Genomic DNA, 18,605 nt, shown 5'->3' with positions numbered 1-18,605 from the left:
TCATTTTATAAGGATTATTAAGGATATAGGAATATAAAAAAATAGCCTTAGCTATTATTTTGCTGCTTGCATTGAACGCATAACTGATTTAATTTGTGCTTCAGATGGTTTTCTACCCATTTGTAAGAACATTGCTCTAATCATTTTTTCGTTAATAGGAGGATTTTCTCTAAGTTGTTTTTCAAACATTTTCTTAGTAACAAAGAAACCAATTCCTCCTCCAATTAATATCCCTACTATACATAGTCCAATGATTAGACCGATTGCTAAACCTAATGACATATTTGCTCCTTATTTATCTTATTATGTAATGATAATAATAATATTATACAAAAAAAAGCGCTAACGCTTTCTTCTTATTAATTTTAATATAGCTAATACAACCATCGGAATAACCAATACAACGATTACTGAAATTATAAATAATCTTCTATATGCTTTATTTCTGATTGCCTTAATCTCTTCTACTTGAGATTCAGGAGCTAATTCTGCACCGAAATACATATTCATATCATTGATACGTTTCTTTCTTTGTATTGCAAATATGATGTGAACAATTGCAATCACTAATAACGCAATAGACATAAGTGTTGCGATTAATGAAGGTTTTCCCATTCAATTATGAATTCAAACGTCGAATTTAAATATTCATCAACTTACATCTTTTAATCATCAAAGAATTATTGTAGATAAACCTCCATAGAATAATAATGAGAATGTTATTCAGTTGTGCGCCACTTGTTTCTTATGCATACCAATATACATTTTTGAAATAAATGGTGGTGTTGATGTTAATCCAACTTGAATATCTTGACGATATCTAGCAACTGATTTTTTTAAACTTATAAATTCCATTGTTGAAATAGAAAATCTAAATAAAGCTAAGATCCCTGCAACCGAAGGAGCTACATATGTTAATGGTCCAAAGTCTCACTTTGTTGCTCCAAGAGTTATGATTATAGCCATCGCTATTAATAAGGCACCTGAAAGTATCATTGTAATTACTTGTCTGAATTTTTCTCACCTAATAACTCCATATATACCATTTGGAATCGCTCCAGTTGGATCTGCTACTATTTTTGTAGTTTTTAAATTAGTCTTTGTGAATGTACTGGTATTTACGAATGTTATTGTGTCATTGTTGTTTATTGGTCTTAAATCCATTAGATGCCTCCTTTCATAATATTTTCTAGTTTTTCAGTAGGTTTAAATACAAACCTTTTTCCTTGCTTATCTTTAATAAATAATTCGAGCTCCGTTAATCTTTCTAACGAACTCCTTGCTGTTTCATATGAACATGATACATGCTTTATGTAATCATCAATTGAATATGATTTTGTTCTCTCGTTGTAACTCTTAATAAATGATTCATCTTTTTTTGAAAGCTCAGGAATCATTCTTCTTAAATCTACATCTTTTTCTTTAACAAAGAAGTTGTCTATCTCTTTTATTAACCAATTTGTTACTAATGTAAGATCATTCCCTTCTTCTTTAAACTCACTTAAGATGTATTTCTTTTTATCATCAGGAATTTTTATAGGTGTTTCTCTTTGTGCTACTAATAATTTAGCTATTTCTGTTATGTAATCATAATCAATAACATCAATATCTAATTTATTTGATATTTCAACGTTTTTTGCATATCTTTTCTTAATCAATTCAGGTGTTTCAACCATCTTGGCGAACATGTCATCAAAAGAAATGATGCTTGTAAATTGTGTTCTATAAGTTTTGACGTATGTAGAAATACTAGAGTCCATTTGCTCTAGTTTTTTTATTGGAACATAAATATCATTAGTAAATTTCCCTTTTTCCATATAAATATTATACACAAAAAACTATTTTTTTACTAATTTATTACTATTTTATTACTAACTACTAATTTACTACTAATTTAATATTTCTTTTCTTGGAAATTGAATTCATATTTTTGTATTGTTCTGTAATATGTATTCATTTTTATTCTATTAATAATGTGGAATATTATTGATACACCACCCACAAATGTAGCGATACCAAATACAATTGATAATGCAATTTTTGTATTGTCGATATTCGCAATTAACTCACGACTAATTAATTCACCTGAACCCAAAGCAAACGATCTAACTGAAAGGAATATACCTAAAACTAAAGCTGGATGTTTATGGTCAAGGTGTAATGTTGAACCAAATAATGTTACTTGGAATATAACAGCACTCACTGAAATAACAACTGTTGTTATTCCTCATGCTACTGCAGAACGAGTATTTGTAAGTGCTAATACTAACCCAACTAGTACAGCAACAATCATAGTTATAAATGATATACCTTTGATTTTTAGTATTGAAAACACTTTTACTAAATATGTTCCTGTTATGATCGCTCCTAAAATAGAAAGAATCATTATTGCAGCCAACAACTCTTCTCTTGTTTTAGAGCTTCCTACACCCATGTTTTGCATTACTGCTGAATTTGTTACCAACATTGTCATAAAAGCTATTAGAGAAGCTGTAATTGATAACTTCCATACCATTGAATAACCTTTTGAAGTATGTATAACTTCTTCAGGAGCTCCAAGGTCTAAACCAATAGTTTCTTTTCTTTCTTTAACCAATGTATAAATAACAACGTAGATTGTTTCTATTATTAATGCAGTTAAAATGATTCATCTAATTCCTTGAAGTGAAATCCCATTAGGTGTTAATTCATTATTGATATTTGATGCTTGTTTTATTATGTTTGCTAATGAAGATGTCAATAATGGAACAGTGAACATAATAACAGATGATCAAAAGACTTTTTTAATATCTCAGTTTTCTGATCAATATTGAGAGTTTAATCCAAATGTAGCACCAACCATACCAGCACCCATCATTGTTAAAATGATTGATCATAAAGCGAAGTTAGAAGCTATTAAAGTGATACCAGTTAAAATAAATCCCACTGCTGATATTTGAATAACTATTTTTCTTGATTTGAATTTTGATGAAAGCATACCAAAAGGGATACGCACGGCAACTTGAGTAAATTGATAAAGAGATATTATCAATGGTCAAATTCATGGCTTTGAAAGGTCTCCTTTAATAAATCCGGCATTTTGTTTAAAAATTTGCATTGCAATTCAAAAGAAAAATAATGATACATATATAAAAATGTTGTATCTCTTTAAGTTAGTTGTTTTAAAAAGTAATCCCATTACGATTGCTAATATCATCGAAAAGGTTACTATAGAAATAATTAGTGTTGTCATATAAAAATAATTATATAAAAAAATAGGTTATTAACCTATTAATTGAGATATTATTTATCGTTATCAGTTCTAAGTACTTGTAAGAACGCTTCTTGCGGAACTTCAACTGAACCAAATTGTTTAGCTCTCTTCTTACCAGCTTTTTGTTTCTTAAGAAGTTTATCTCTACGTGTTCTATCACCACCATATAATTTAGCAGTAACATCTTTCCTATAAGCTTTGATTGTTTCCCTAGCAATAACCTTTGCACCAATTGCTGCTTGAACTGGAATTTCAAAGTTATGTTTAGGAATAACATCTTTAAGTCTTTTAGTTAAATCTCTACCTCTATAGTAAGCAAAGTCTCTGTGACATATAAATGAGAACGCATCAACTCTGTCTGCATTAAGAAGAATATCAACTTTAATCAAGTCTGATTTAGAGTATCCAACAAAATCATAATCAAATGTTGCATATCCTTTTGAGATTGATTTTAACTTATCGAAGAAATCAAAGATTATTTCTACTAAAGGTAATTTATAAACAACTCTTCTACGTGTGTCATCGATGTATTCTAAATCTAAATATTCACCACGTTTGTTTTGACATAATTCCATTATTCCACCTAAGTGAGCTTCAGGTGTTACAATAGTCGCTTTAATGAATGGTTCTTCAATATAATCAATGAATGAAGGATCAGGTAATTTTGTTGGGTTTGAAATAACTTCCATTTCTTTATCTGTTTTATAAACATGGAATTCAACAGAAGGAGCTGTTGCGATTAAAGGAACATTAAATTCTCTTTCTAATCTTTCTTGTAGAACTTCCATATGTAACATTCCAAGGAATCCAACACGGAAACCGTGTCCAAGTGCTAAAGAAGTTTCTGGCTCAAATGTTATAGATGAATCAGAAAGTGAAATCTTTTCTAAAGCTTCTTTTAATTGTTCGTAATCTTTACCGTCAATTGGGTAGAAACCAGTGAAAACTACAGGGTTAAGTTTTTTGTAACCTTGTAAAGGAGATTCAGTTGGGTTTTCAGTTAGAGTAATTGTGTCACCAACAGCAACATCTTTTGCATCTCTAATTGAAGCCGCTATTCAACCAACTTCTCCAGCTTCTAATGAAGTTTTCTTAACCTCAGCTGGGTTTTTAATACCTAATTCAGTAACATCAAATGTTTTACCTGAAGTCATAAATTTAAATTGGTCACCTTTATTGATTTTTCCTTCGAAAATCCTAACTAGCAGAACAACTCCACGATATGGATCAAAATATGAATCGAATACCAATGCTTTAAGTGGTTTTGAGTCATCAGCATCTTTAGGTGCTGGAACTACTTTAATTATTTCTTCTAAGACTTTATCTACATTATGTCCTGTTTTAGCTGAAATTTCAATTGCTTCATCAGCAGGTATTCCAATAACGTCTTCAATTTGTTTCTTAACACCCTCTGGGTCGGCTGAAGGAAGATCAACTTTATTTATAACCGGAATTATTTCTAAATCGTTATCCATAGCAAGATATACATTAGCCAAAGTTTGAGCTTCAATACCTTGTGTTGCATCAACTAATAAGATTGCACCTTCACAAGCCGCAAGAGAACGTGAAACTTCATAAGTGAAGTCAACATGCCCTGGAGTATCTATTAAGTGGAATATGTGGTCTTTATATTCTATTTGAGCCGCATTCAACTTAATTGTAATTCCTCTTTCTTGTTCAAGGTCCATTGTATCCATGTGTTGAGTATTTAAATCTCTCTTTTGGATTGTATGTGTTTGTTCTAGGATTCTATCTGCTAATGTTGATTTTCCGTGGTCTATATGTGCAATAATTGCAAAGTTTCTTATATTTTTCTTATTCATAGTGTAAGTATTATAAATTAAATAACCATATTTAACTAATAATAAATAAAAAAGAACCATATGGTTCTCTTAAACTTCTTCTTCTAATATTCTTTTTCTAATTTCATCATATTCATTTTTAGAAATAATTTCTTCATCTAAAAGAGCTTTAATTTTTTGTAATTTAATTTTTAATTCATCATTCGATGTTTCTTTTGTTTCTTGTTTTTCTATTACTTGTTTATTTATTTCAGCATCAGCATTATTAGCTTCTGAAACAACAACTCTAGTTTTTTCATTTGCAATTTCTCTATGAATAAATACAAGAAGAATTATATGCGCAAAGCGTACGATAATCCCTATGATCGCAAGTATCTTAAATGTAAAAACATTAGGACCATGAATCGTTTGTATATACCCTGAATTTACAGTATCCAGTTTTAATGTTTCTAAAAGAATTTTGACACTTATAATTATTGAAAATACAGAGAAGGTAAAGATTTCGAAAACTAACAAAGCAACCATCGCTATCATTGGTGCAATTAGTGAAACTGATTCAAACGAACGACCTAATATAATTATTCATATAGGCATAAGTACACTTATAAATAATATAACTATACCAATGAACATATTTAGACTTGATAATCTAAATATTTTATGAAGACCTTTTTTGTATTCATTCATCTCCGGATTGAGTAGTCCACCTTTTTTAATTTCATTACTGATTGATGTATTCCCGAATGTGTCAACACCCATCAATAAAGCAAATACAAAAACGCCAAATACAAATAAACTAGATATGACAACACCAAATACATAAATAGAATTTATTATCCCATATGGATTTGTCATATTTTTTTCAGGATTTGTATACCCGCTTGCTTGAAAACGTTTGTAATAGTTTTCTACACCTGTATGTAACCATTCCGAATCCAATCCAATTGCGAAAAAAGAACTTATTACAAGCATCGGTAACAAAATTGCAAATATCCCAATTGCAAATAAACCTATTCCGTAAACACTTAATTTTGTTCTACTTTTTTTAAGGAAAACTTTTAAAGATATCATTCATGTGGTTGTTGCAAGAATCAATGTGATCATAAATGCTATCATTGCCATAAATATCATCAAAAGCATTTTATCGCTTTTTTCAAAATGCGAACTTTTAACTATTGGTTTACTATAATCAATTCAATTTGAAAAACCAAATAAAATTGTTGCAATTAATGCAAAAATTGTTGTAACAATTGATAAAATAAAAATAATTTTTTTATTGTTTTTTATCGTTTTTGACCCCTTTTTAACTTGTGTTTGCATTGTTCTCCTTTTTAATATGAAATATATTAAAATAATATCATATATTTATATATACAAATTTGAAATTAAAAAAAGCGAAATCGCTTTTTAAAATTCACTTCCCTTTAAAAACTCTTTGTAATTTAAAGCACGTTTACCTGGAGCTTGTAGTTCAGTTATATATATAATCCCATCTTTAACTTTATATTCAATACCTTCATTATTGTTTGAGTAATTTAAAATTTTGATTTTTTTATCACCCCTCATGATAAATGCACCAGGGAAAGGGTTGAAAGCCTTGATCATCCTCTGAGCTTCAAACATAGTTTTTTCACTATTTATTTCACATTCCTCTTTTGTTATTTTTGGAGAAAATGTAACTCCTTCTTTTGGTTGAGGGTGTCTTTTAAATAATCCTTTTTCTATACTTTTCAATCATTCAGTAATATGATCTGCTGCAATCATTGAAAGAATACCAAACATTAAGCCTGTTGTATAACTTTCTTCAATTGGTGTAGACGCTTTGAAAACCATATCTCCTGCATCCATTTCTTTAACCATATACATTAATGTAATACCTGTTTCAGCATCACCATTTAATACAGAATAATGAATAGGTGCAGCACCTCTGTATTTAGGTAATAAAGAACCGTGTATATTCAATGCTGCTATTTTAGGTAAGTCAAGTATTTTTTGAGGTATATATTGACCATATGCACAGGTTAGCATAATGTCGAAATCCAATTCTTTTAATTCATCATATATTTCTGAAATTTTTTCAGGTTGAAATGTTTTAATTCCATATCTAGTTGCCAGTTGCTTAACTGGTGTTTCAATAACTTTATGTCCTCTTCCTTTTGGTCTATCTGGTTGTGTTACGATTCCCACGACTTCAAAATGATTTATCACTTCTTCGAAAGCTCTTACTGAGAATTCTGGTGTTCCTGCTAATAATATTTTCATAGATAAATTATAACAAGTGTTTTAAAAAATCCTTATATAAATAAATTTAACTTTTAGATAAAAAAAACAATCCTTATTGGATTGTAATTTAATTAGTAAAGATTTGTTGTTGCTGTGTTTAAAGTAATTGAATAAGTTTGTACTTTACTTGTCAGTTTGTGAGCTTCTGAAGCAATTTCTTTAACTGTTGTTGATTTTAATTTAACTCCAAGAATTTTTTCTCATGCTTCTTTAAAGTTTTTGATTGTAGCGTCACTAAAATCATTTGCTTTAACTTTAAATGGGTTTCTCGCAATTTCTTCAATATCAGTTTTTGCTTTTTTAAGTGCATCAACGTTAGCTTGTGCTTTTGTTGTTGCTGATTTAGCATTGTTAAGAGCAGTTGTAGCTTTTTCATTTGCTTTTGTTAAGTCGTTAACTGATTTAGCATTAGCATCAATCTTTGTTTGTGCTTTTGTTGTTGCTGATTTAGCATTGTTAAGAGCAGTTGCAGCTTTTTTGTTTGCTTCTGTTAAGTCGTTAACTGATTTAGCATTAGCATCAACCTTTGTTTGTGCTTTTGTTGTTGCTGATTTAGCATTGTTAAGAGCAGTTGTAGCTTTTTTGTTTGCTTCTGTTAAGTCGTTAACCGATTTAGTGTTAGCATCAAGTTTTGCTTGTGCATTTTTTAAATCAGCAATAATCTTATTTAATTTAGCTTTTGCCGCTTTTTTAGCTGCATTATTTTTTGAAATAATAGCATCTCTATTTTTTATAGCTTTATTAAGTGTTTTTTGAGCATCTTTTTTAGCTTGAGTTTCTTTTGGTAGCTCTTTATTTATTTTTTGGATTAATTCATCCATTTTTGATTTGTAATATTGAGCTTCAGTTTCATGCCTTTTCATACGACTTTCAAGCGCTTTTAATGATGCAGGTGTTTTGATCATATGTTTTTTGAAGTCAATTTCTTCTTCTACCATTTTTTTGAAATTTTCATAATGTTTTTTAGCATCCGCTAAACTATCAAGATCAATTTGTGAAATTTTTGCATTTTTAGCAGCTTCGAATTTCTTTTCTGCAGCATCTACTTTAGCTTTAGCTTTTTTAACTTTCTTTTTCGCAGCTTTAATACCATTATTACTGTTTAATTTTGCAAGTTCAGCTTCAACTTTCGCTTTTGCAGCTTTTAAATCTTCTACTTTTTTATTTAGATCTGCTGTTTTAGCTTTTTCTGCATCAAGTTTTGCTTGTGCATCTGTTGCAGCTTTTTCAGCTGTTTCTTCTGCTAATTTAGCGGCTGCAAGTTTTTTATTTAGATCTGCTGTTTTGGCAGTTTCATCGTTTAATGTTTTTGTAGTTTTGTCTAAATTATCTTTTGCTGTTGCTTCTGCTGATTTAGCATCTGCAAGTTCTTTATTTAAATCTACTGTTGCAGCTTTTTCTGCATCAAGTTTTGTTTGTGCAGCTGTTTTAGTTTTTTCAGCCGCTGTTTTTGCTAATTCAGCATCTGCAAGTTTTTTATTTGCAGCAACGATTTTTTCTTGAATATCTTTATTGATTTCATTAATAAAATTGTCAATAGCTTTTTCAACTTTATTTATTTCAATTTTTGCTTCGCTAAATTTTGTTGTTAAATCAATTTTTTCATTAATTTTTAATTTTGTTAATTCAGCATTAATAGCCATTTGCATTTTCTTTAGTCCTTCTTGATTAAGAACGTCTTCTTCAGGCATTGCAATTCCAGCGATACCTTGTGTAGAAGTTCTAGCACTTGCTGCTGCGCTAATACCATTATTTTCTCCATTTTGTACTGTTCTTAAAGCTAAGACTGTTCCAGCCCCGATAATACCCATTGATAAAAGAGTTATTGCTCCCAATGTTCCAGCTTTTGTTTTTTTGTTCATAATTTCTCCTTAATGATAATAGATCTTTATATTGAAACCTATTATTCTTTAATATAAATACACTCCCAAATAAATTCTCATTAGACAGAATTTTCTGTTTCATTGTGAAATCTTTAAGCTTTCGCAAAAAGTCATTTGAAAATATATTTAATAATTATATACTTTTATATTGAAACTTTGTTAGTTTTTTTTAACTTTTTAGTTTTTTTAAATTAAAAACACCATTTTTTCAAGCAATAAGACTATATTTTGAATGCTTATTTTATAAAAAAATATGCATGTATTGAAAAAATAACATAGCGTAAATGAATAAAACTATACTTTTTTTGGTATATACAAGCATTATAAAATGTGTAGTTTTCACAACATTTTTTCAAATAAAAAAAACATCCTAATAGGAGTGTTTTTAATATAAATCAGAAACTGATGTATTTAATGCAGAAGAATTTGTTGATTCTAATAGTGCTTTAACTTCTTCTTGAATATCTTTTATAGTTTTTGATTTTATTTCTACGTTTTTGTTTTTAAATACTTTTGTTAATAATTCTTTTTTGAATTTATCTATTGTTTCTTGTTTGTGTGCATTTGCTTTAGGTGTAGCTAGTTTACTTACCTTACTTTGGTCAATAGGTGTGTATTTATACACTTTACCGTTTTCTTCAATAATATTGTTATCGTTTTTACGTTTATCATGAGCTTCTTTAGCTTTTTTCGCGGCCGTTGCAGCTTTTTCATCGGCTGTTTTTGCGGCTGTTGCAGCTTTTTCAGCGGCATCTTTTGCAGTGTTTGCATCAGTTAGTTTTTGATCAACTGAAACTTTTTCAGCTTCTTTTGCTTTGATATCATTTGCGTTATCAGTTACTGCTTTGTCAGCAGCATCTTTTGCAGCTGTTGCAGCAGTTGATTTATTATCAGCAGCTGTTTTGTCAGCTTCTTTTGCTTTGATATCGTTTGCATTATCAGTTACTGCTTTATTAGCAGCATCTTTTGCAGCTGTTGCAGCAGTTGATTTATTATCAGCAGCTGTTTTGGCAGCTTCTTTTGCTTTGATGTCGTTTTCATTGTCAGTTACTGCTTTGTCGGCAGCTGTTTTGTCAGCATTTGCAGCTATTAATTTATTATCGGCTGCTGTTTTAGCAGTTTCTTTTGCTTTGATGTCGTTTGCATTATCAGTTACNGCTTTATCAGCAGCATCTTTTGCAGCTGTTGCAGCNGTTGATTTATTATCAGCAGCTGTTTTGTCAGCTTCTTTTGATTTAATATCGTTTTCATTGTTAGTTAGTGCTTTGTCGGCAGCAGCTTTGTCAACATTTGCAGCAGTTGCTTTATTATCAGCTGCTGTTTTGGCAGCTTCTTTTGTTTTGATATCATTTGCATTATCAGTTACTGCTTTATTAGCTTTTGTTTGTTCTTTTTTAGCAGTTACCAATTCATTATTTTGATTTTTTAAATCAGTATTTTTAGTTTTAATTTCAGCTTCTTTATCTTTAATTTGTTTTTCTAGATCTTTTATTGTTTCTTTTATTTTTTCAATTTCTTTTGCATTATCAGTAATCGCCTGTTTTGTTTGACTAATTTCTTTTGCGTTTTTTTCTAAATCTGCTTTCTTTGATTCAAGTCTTCTTCTAGATAAATCAATGACTTTTTTGACAGTTTTTAAAAGGTCATTTGCTTTATCAATTTTTTCTTTATTATCTTTAAGATTTTTTGCAGCTATTTCTTTTGCTGATATCGCTTTACCTAATTCATCAGCTGCTTTTTTACTAATTTCTTTAACTTTTGCAATGGTATCTTCATTATCTTTTAATGCTTTTTCAGCTGCAGCTAATGCTTTTCTAGCTGCTGCTAATTCATCACTTATTTTTTCCCGAAGTGCATTTGTCTCATCTATTTCTTTTGAAGTGTCATTAATTTCTTTTTCAATTCTCTTCCCGTTTTCTTCAGCCTTTTTAAGTTCTGCTTTGATTTTTACCATTTCTTCACCAAGTCTATTATGCTCTTTTTGACCTGATCATTCATCTACAAGCCCTGCTTTTAGAAGCATTTTTCTAAATTGTTCAGTACGTTCTTTTTCTAAAACTCTTCTTATTCTTTGGAATTCTTCGAAATCTTTTGTGTTATCCATAAGAGTTAATCTATTATTTGCACTTCATTTTTGGTTTTTTAGTTGCCCTTTTATGATTTTATTCATTCTGACTTGTTCAGTTCGAATTTCTTTAAGAAGTTCACTTGCATGTTTAACAACGTTTTCACCCATGTGTGATTTCCCTCATGTCAGTTGTTTTAATATTTGTTTGTTCTTGTCGGTTTTTTGTTTATTTTCAAATTCTTTGATAAGTGCATTTATTTTTGCAAGTTTTGTTTCATATAAAGCTTTTAGAGTTTCTTGTTCTTTTTCCATTTTTAGAAGATTAGCTAATTGATTTTTAGCATCTTGCTTAGTCATCACTGTTTTTTTAGTGTGTTTACGCGCATATTTCGTAACCATATCATTGAATGCTTTCGCGTTTTTTTCAATGCTTTGTTTTAATGCTTTAATTTGTTTTTTTAGAATAGTTGGATTTAATTCAGCTTTTCTTTCATCAAGCATTTGCTTACGTTTAGCTCTTAACTCTCCATCTTTTTTCTTGAGTTCGTTTATCTTATTATTATTTTCAAGCTTTTCGTTAGTTAATTTTGTTCCTGCTTTAACCATTAAATCGCTAAGTTTTTTCATTATATCAGCATATTTTTTTTCTAAATCAGCAACAAGTTTTTTTGCATCTTCAACTTTTTTGAATAAATCATTTGTCTTGAATTGTTCTGAACTTGCATTCCCACTAGCATTTTCAGCTTTCTTTTTAGCTGCTTCAGCTTTTTCTGTTGCAGTTTTTAATGCAGCTTCTAAATCTTTAGTTTTGTTTGTTTCAGTTTTGACCAAATCTTCATTATTTTTGATATCTTTTTCAAAACCTTTTACAACTCTTTCTGCCGAATTCTTTTCATCTTCTATTTTTTTTGTGTTGTTTTCTGCAACAGTTAACTTTTTATTTAATTCTTGACTTTTATTTTCTTTTTCTTTCAATAATTCTTTTGCATTTTTTAAATCGTTTTTTAATTTTGTTAGATCTTCATTGGCTTTTGTAATATCCTCATTAGATTTTTGAATTTTTCCTTCAATAGTTTTAACTTTTGCATCCGCTTGATCAGCAGCAGCTTTAAGTTTTGCTTTTTGATCATTTGCATCTTTTAAATCAGCAGCAGCTTTATCAGCAACATTTTTTGCATCCGTTGCAGCTTTGTCAGCAGTTGTTTTATTAGCTATTAAGTTTGCTGATGCATTTTTAGCGTTTTTTAAATCAGTAGCAGCTTTGTCGGCAGCATCTTTTGCAGTTATTGCAGCTGTTTCTGCAGCAGTTTTTGCAGTTATTAATTTTGCAGTTTTAGCATTTGCATCTTTAAGCGCGGCAGTAGCTTTATCAGCAACATCTTTTGCAGCTGTTGCAGCAGTTTCTGCAGCTTTTTTAGTAGCTATTAATTTTGCAGTTTTAGCATTTGCTTCTTTAAGAGCAGCGGCCGCTTTATCAACAGCATCTTTTGCATTTGTTGCAGCAGTTTCTGCAGCTGTTTTAGCAGCTTTTAATTTTGCAGTTTCATCTTTTGCATTCTTAAGATCGGTAGTAGCTTTATCAGCAGCATCTTTTGCAGCTGTTGCAGCAGTTTCTGCAGCTGTTTTAGCAGCTTTTAATTTTGCGGTTTCATCTTTTGCATTCTTAAGATCGGTAGCAGCTTTATTAGCAGCATCTTTTGCAGCTGTTGCAGCAGTTTCTGCAGCTTTTAAATCAGAAGAGGCTTTATCAGCAGCATCTTTTGCAGCTGTTGCAGCTGTCGCAGCAGTTTCTGCAGCTTTTCTAAGATCTTCCATTTCTTTAGAAATATCAGCACGAGTTCTTCATTCTTTTGATTTATTATAAAATTCATCAACCTTAGCTTTGATTTCATCAATTCCAACAACTTCATTTTTATTTTTATTCAACTCAATTGAAACAGGAATAAATTTATTGTTATCCAATATGAAATACTCTTTAACACTTTCATTAATTCTTTTTTCTAAGTCCATTACTTTTTTATTAGTTAATGCGTCTTCTGTTGGGATTTTTAATTTTTTTACAATATTCGACATTTCTTCTTTTGATGCTAAAAGATTGTCGTTATTATTTCCTGCAGTTCTTGTAGCTAGTATCGCTCCCACACCTATAGTACCAGCTGATAATAATGCTATAGTACCTAATGATCCATTTTTAAGTTTTTTATTCATATCTCTCTCCTATCGTAGATTTTTAATATATTTAAACGCTTTTTTTATCAAATAAAAGTTTTTATTTTAAACTTTTTTAAAGATATAAAAAAATGTATTTTACAAATATCTAGATAATTATATACCTTTTTAAAAATTATTGTTATTTTTTGTTCACATTCATACATTTTTAAGGGCAAAAAGTGATTTTTTTATGCTATTAGACTTTTTTTCTTATTTGCTGATTTATACCTTTTTTGGCATTTGTTAAAAGAAAATAACATATTCTTAATATTAATTTTGCATAAAAAAACTCCTATAGATATAGGAGTTTTGGTATTAGTATAAGTTTTCAAGCGACATTTCTAATGATTGTTTAACCATTTTTTTATTGAATAATGCTTTAGCTTCGTCAGCAATTTCTTTTATTGTTTTTTTATCTTTTAGTTTAATTGGATGTTTATATTTTTTAGAAAGTAATTGTTCTCAATTTTCTTTAAATTTCTTAAGTGTTTCATCTGAGTTTACAGTTGGCTTAACCTTAACTTCTTTAACTTTTACTTCATCATCTTTAATAAATGTTTTTGATGAAATTACTTTATCAACAGTTGTTACTGATTCGTTATTTAGATTTTTAATATTCTTTTTCTTAATTTCAACATTATCGGAATCAATTATTGTTTGTGCATCTTTAAGAGCAACTTTTGCTTTTGTATCAGCTTCTGTTGCTTTTACTTTTGCTTGATCAGCAGTATCTTTTGTAGTTTGTTTAGCTTTGACATCTGCTTTGTTAGCAGCAAGTGCTTTGTCGGCAGTATCTTTTGCAGTGTTTGCATCAGTTAGTGNTTGATCAGCAGTATCTTTTGTAGCTTGTTTAGCTTTGATATCTGCTTTGTTAGCAGCAAGTGCTTTGTCAGCAGTANCTTTTGCAGTGTTTGCATCANTTAGTGCTTTGTCNGCAGTATCTTTTGTAGCTTGTTTAGCTTTGATGTCTGCTTCGTTAGCAGCAAGTGCTTTATCAGCAGTATCTTTTGCAGAAGTTGCTTTTATTAACTCAGTTTCTTTTTTATTCTTTTCAGTTGTTTTAGAAGTGATTAAATCGTCATTAGTTTTTTTATTCTTTTCAGCAGTTGTTACATCACTTTCTCTTTGTGCAACTTCTATTGTTTTTGCATCAACATCTTTTTGAGCTTTTTTAATAGCGTCACTATTATTTGTTAATGCTAATTGAGCTTGGTTTGTTGTTGATGATGCATTAGTTTTTTTAGTGTTTAATTCTTTTATTGTTTTTTCAGCCGCAGCAATAGCTGCTTTGTTTTTGTTGAGTGCTGTTTGACTAGCATTTGAACTACTTGTTAAATCTTCAAATGTTTTCTTAGTACTTTGTTGTTTGGTTGTTAAGTCCGCAATTAATTTCTTGTTATCATCAAAATCTTTTTGTGCTTTTTGTTCTGCAGATTTTGCTTTTGTAAGACTTGTATCCAATGTTGTTTTATCATCCTCTAAGGACTTGATTAAAGTTGCCTTTGCTCTCATAGCTTTTTTGATTCGTCTCGCTTTTTTACCATTTTCCATGTAATCTTTTCTCGTATCATCAGATATCTTACTTAATTTGGTAAATTCTTTATCAGCAACAGCTAATTCATCATTTACTGTTTTTAATTCAGAATTAAGTTTTTGTCTTTCTTGATCTAATGTTTTCACTTCATCTTTTAATTTAGCAAGATTTTTTGCAGCATTAGGGTCTTTAATATCTAATAAGAATGAACTTCAATGAACTTTACCTTTTGCTTCTTCTTTAGCAATTCTGTTGAATTCTTGAATAATTTTTGCATCTTTCTTTCTTCACTCTTCATTTTCAGCTCTTAATTTGTCTTTTAATTCTCTTTCTCATGAACCGGATTCCATTATTCTTTTGTCATTCTTTTGTATTGCCACAACTGCTTTTTGATGTGTTGCATTCATTTTTGTTTTGATGTTTACAAGATCAGCATCAGTCATAACATCTCCAGCTGTTTTTGTAGCAATCGCTTTAATTTCATTCTTTTTTTGTACAAGATTTTTAACAACGTCTGCTAATTTATCCTTAATAACTTTAACTGCTGCTTGCTTTGAATTTTTTGCTATGTTAGCATTATTTTTATCATTGGTTGCCAGCCTACTTTTCGCTAGCGCATCATCTTTCGCTTTAGTTGCTTGTGCTTCGTCTAGTTTTAGCTTTGCTTGTTCATCTTTAGCTACTTTTAACTCATTGTCTTTATCGTTAACTTTTGTTTCTATATCTTTCACATCATTAGATGCTTTAGTTAGTTTCGTATTTAAAGCGGATGTTTTTGCTTTTTCATCATTTAAATCTTTTAAAGCTTTATTTGCGGCAGTTTCAGCATCTTTCGCTGCTTTCGATGCATCTAACATTGCTTTTTCAAGTGTAGCTGTTTTTGTTTTAGCTGTTGCTAAGTCTTTTTGTGTTTTACTTAAAGAATTTATTATATTTTGTTCTTTTGTTTGAGCATCTTTTAAATCATTATTTAATTTAGTTGTTTTCGCTAACTCATTAGATAAAACATCTCTTAATTTCTTTAATTCCTCATCTGCTGTTTTTTTAGCAGATTTAGCTTGACTTATAGAGTTTGTTAATGAATTTGTTTTTTTAGTTAATACATCAATATCATTTTTAAGTGATTCAATTTCTTTTTTAATTGAATCTACTTTTTTATTAGTGGCTGTTGAGGCTTTAGTAAGTGCGGCTGTTTTAGCTTGAGCAGCTGTTAGTTCTGCTTCAGCATCTTTTGCTGCGTTTGCTGCATTAGTTGCGGCTGTTGCTGCATCTGTTACTGTTTTTGTAAGTGCAGATGTTTTAGCTTTAGCTGCTGCTAGTTCTGCTTCAGCATCTTTTGCTGCTGTTGCTGCATTAGTTGCGGCTGTTGCNGCATCTGTTGCTGTTTTTGTAAGTGCGGATGTTTTAGCTTNAGCAGCTGCTAGTTCTGCTTCAGCATCTTTTGCTGCTGTTGCTGCGTTTGCTGCGGCTGTTGCTGCATCTGTTGCTGTTTTTGTTAATGCGGCTGTTTTAGCTTGAGCAGCTGTTAGTTCTGCTGCAGCGTCTTTTGCTGCATTTGTTGCATTAATTGCAGCTGTTGCTGCATCTGTTGTTGTTTTTGTAAGCCCTGCTGTTTTAGCTTTGGCTGCCGCTAGTTCTGCTTCAGCATCTTTTGCNGCTGTTGCTGCATTAGTTGCGGCTGTTGCTGCATCTTTTGCTGTTTTTGTAAGTGCGGCTGTTTTAGTTTTAGCTGCCGCTAGTTCTGCTGCAGCGTCTTTTGCTGCATTTGTTGCATTAATTGCAGCTGTTGCTGCATCTGTTGCTGTTTTTGTAAGCCCTGCTGTTTTAGCTTTGGCTGCCGCTAGTTCTGCTGCAGCGTCTTTTGCTGCTGTTGCTGCATTAGTTGCGGCTGTTGCTGCATCTTTTGCTGCTTTAGTAAGTGCAGGTGTTTTTGCTGTTGCTGATGATAATTTTGTTTGAGCATCTTTTGCTGCNTTTGCTGCATTAGTTGCGGCTGTTGCTGCATCTGTTGCTGTTTTTGTAAGTGCGGATGTTTTNGCTTTNNCTGCTGCTAGTTCTGCTTCAGCATCTTTTGCGGCTGTTGTTGCATTAGTTGCGGCTGTTGCGGCATCTTTTGCTGCTTTAGTAAGTGCGGGTGTTTTTGCTGTTGCTGCTGATAATTTNGTTTGAGCATCTTTTGCTGCTGTTGCTGCATTANTTGCGGCTGTTGCTGNATCTGTTGCTGTTTTTGTAAGTGCGGATGTTTTAGCTTNAGCAGCTGCTAGTTCTGCTTCAGCATCTTTTGCGGCTGTTGCNGCATTAGTTGCGGCTGTTGCTGCATCTGTTGCTGTTTTTGTAAGTCCTGCTGTTTTAGCTTTAGCTGCTGTTAGTTTTGTTTCAGCATCTTTCGCTGCATTTGTTGCATCTTTTGCAGCTGTTGCTGCATCTTCTGCTTTTTTCTTAGCGTTATCGAAAGCCTTTTTATGATCTTCTAAATCTGTTGTTTTAATATTTTTTGCTTCTATTCTTCAATTTTTCGAATCTTTGAAAAACTCTCTTATAACTTTCTTAACTTCCTCTACTTTAACAGATTTCCCACCGTTTAAAAGTTTAACCAATTCAATATTTTTAACGTGTTCATATTTATTATTTACAACAGTGAAGAAATCCTTAATATCTCCATTAATTTGATTTTCTAAGTCTTCTAAGTTCTTTTCATTTAGTGCATCAAAACCAGGACTTGCTATCTTAGCAAAATTCCATTGTGTTGTTTTAGCACCATTCGATGAAAGTAAATCCCCTTTTCCCTCTCCAGAATCTTTCAACGCGATTGTAGTCCCCACACCAATTGTTGCAGCTGACAATAATGCGACTAATCCTAGTGTACCTGTTTTAATTTTCTTGTTCATTTTTCTCTCCTAGCATATTTTTTAAAAGTTCTTTTTTCATCAAAAAATACTTTATTTTTTTATATTTAAACATCTCATTTTCCAACTAATACCGCTATTTTTTAAACTTTTAGTATTGCTTTAAAACCATTTTTTATAAACAGTTATTTAGTAGTAATATTTGTAAAATACATTAAATTATATCTCTTTTAGGGCGAAATAGTTATTTTTTCTTAACTTTTATCTTATTTTATAGGTGGTAATCTTTTTTTATTACTATAGGTCATTTTTTTAATAGTCACTTAGAAGTTGTATTAGTAAAAAATAACCAACCAATAAAAAACTATACAAGATACATAATTAGATATGTTAAGTTAATAAATAAAATGGGTTGATCGTTTTGCATTCTATACTTTACGTGTTGAAGTTACAATTAATAAACTGCAATAATACTGATAATCCTTTTTACTGCTATTACACAATAAATACCTTTTCTTAGAGCTTTTTACATAATAATCATATACAAACCTATTTATGGCTTAAACACCCTTAAAAGGCGAAAAAAAAGGACCTTTATAGGTCATTTGTTTCTAGTTCTTTCAAAACTGAATAGCAGATTCTTCATTGGTTTGTCTGTGACGTACCGTTTCAATAGATAACCTAAGATTTAGATCACTTATTAAACCGTTCAATTTATTAGTACT

At 30.6% G+C, this 18,605-nt stretch carries 8 protein-coding genes; all 8 read right to left on the bottom strand.

The genetic code is table 4. From position 1 onward, the window contains the following. Window positions 1-54 precede the first annotated feature (54 nt). Entirely contained in the window at window positions 55-282 is a 228-nt protein-coding gene (locus ACOMC1_RS03355; protein WP_420331231.1) for a YneF family protein, read from the bottom strand. 60 nt (window positions 283-342) lie between these two features. Next, window positions 343-1,164 (bottom strand): MSC_0882 family membrane protein, encoded by an 822-nt coding sequence (locus ACOMC1_RS03350; protein ID WP_420331230.1) that lies wholly within the window; start codon window positions 1,162-1,164, stop codon window positions 343-345. Further along, window positions 1,164-1,817: a hypothetical protein gene (locus ACOMC1_RS03345; protein ID WP_420331229.1), complete on the bottom strand. Its 654-nt coding sequence runs from the start codon at window positions 1,815-1,817 to the stop codon at window positions 1,164-1,166. The genes ACOMC1_RS03350 and ACOMC1_RS03345 overlap by 1 nt, the downstream gene beginning before the upstream one ends. Window positions 1,818-1,894: 77 nt before the next feature. Next, on the bottom strand, window positions 1,895-3,232 hold the full coding sequence (locus ACOMC1_RS03340) for an MFS transporter (protein WP_420331228.1): 1,338 nt from the start codon (window positions 3,230-3,232) through the stop codon (window positions 1,895-1,897). A 50-nt stretch (window positions 3,233-3,282) separates the two neighbouring features. Then, window positions 3,283-5,076, bottom strand: coding sequence for a translation elongation factor 4 (lepA, locus tag ACOMC1_RS03335; protein WP_420331227.1), 1,794 nt, complete (start codon window positions 5,074-5,076; stop codon window positions 3,283-3,285). 69 nt (window positions 5,077-5,145) lie between these two features. Further along, window positions 5,146-6,375, bottom strand: coding sequence for a hypothetical protein (locus ACOMC1_RS03330; protein WP_420331226.1), 1,230 nt, complete (start codon window positions 6,373-6,375; stop codon window positions 5,146-5,148). An 87-nt stretch (window positions 6,376-6,462) separates the two neighbouring features. Continuing rightward, window positions 6,463-7,317: a methionyl-tRNA formyltransferase gene (gene fmt / locus ACOMC1_RS03325; RefSeq protein WP_420331225.1), complete on the bottom strand. Its 855-nt coding sequence runs from the start codon at window positions 7,315-7,317 to the stop codon at window positions 6,463-6,465. 92 nt (window positions 7,318-7,409) lie between these two features. Continuing rightward, on the bottom strand, window positions 7,410-9,200 hold the full coding sequence (locus tag ACOMC1_RS03320) for a hypothetical protein (protein WP_420331224.1): 1,791 nt from the start codon (window positions 9,198-9,200) through the stop codon (window positions 7,410-7,412). Window positions 9,201-18,605: the final 9,405 nt, after the last annotated feature.

Source organism: Mycoplasma todarodis (genome assembly GCF_965212735.1).
GTDB lineage: Bacteria > Bacillota_I > Bacilli_A > Mycoplasmatales > Metamycoplasmataceae > Mycoplasma_K > Mycoplasma_K todarodis_A.
The sequence above is the reverse complement of the archived record's forward strand: the minus strand, read 5'-3'. Positions and strand labels throughout refer to the sequence as shown.